Genomic DNA, 515 nt, shown 5'->3' with positions numbered 1-515 from the left:
GCCGATGGCGGCGCAGGCCGCCGGGTCCGCGCGCGACGCCTCCATCGCCTTCAGGAGATGGCGCCCCATCGCGACGAGGCTGCGGTCGTCGGCGCCGCGCATGGCCCGCGACAGGCTGCGGGCGGCGAGCCGCTTCAGGCCCTCGAAGGCGTCGGCCTCGGACAGGCCGCTGCGGTAGCTGTCGAGGTACCAGGCGGCGATGCCGTCCACGACCCGCGGCGCCCGCGCTTCGAAGCCGTGCAGCAGGTCGAGGTTGCGCAGCACGGTGGCGCGGGCATGCGCCGCGTCGTCGCCGTCGTCGAGGGTCGAATCGGGGAAGCGCGACGCGTCGACGATGCCGGTGGCGACGCCGGCAGCCAGCAGCCGGTCGGGATCCGGAAACCAGATGTCCTGCGAGGCCACCCGCAGGGCGGCGTCGGCGAACTCGGCGGAGACGCCGGCCGCGATGTAGGCGGCCCGCTCGGGGGCGCCGTCCGCGCGGAACACCTGACCGAACAGCCCGGCCTCGTAGGGCG

General features: G+C 75.7%; 1 pseudogene. It reads right to left on the bottom strand.

Annotation, left to right across the window (positions count from 1 at the left end):
• Positions 1 to 515, bottom strand: a pseudogene (locus FV217_RS23165) (hypothetical protein); the annotation flags it as partial.

Source organism: Methylobacterium sp. WL9 (assembly GCF_008040035.1).
Taxonomy (GTDB): domain Bacteria; phylum Pseudomonadota; class Alphaproteobacteria; order Rhizobiales; family Beijerinckiaceae; genus Methylobacterium; species Methylobacterium thuringiense.
Note: the sequence above shows the minus strand (reverse complement) of the source record. Positions and strands in the feature narration are given on the sequence as shown.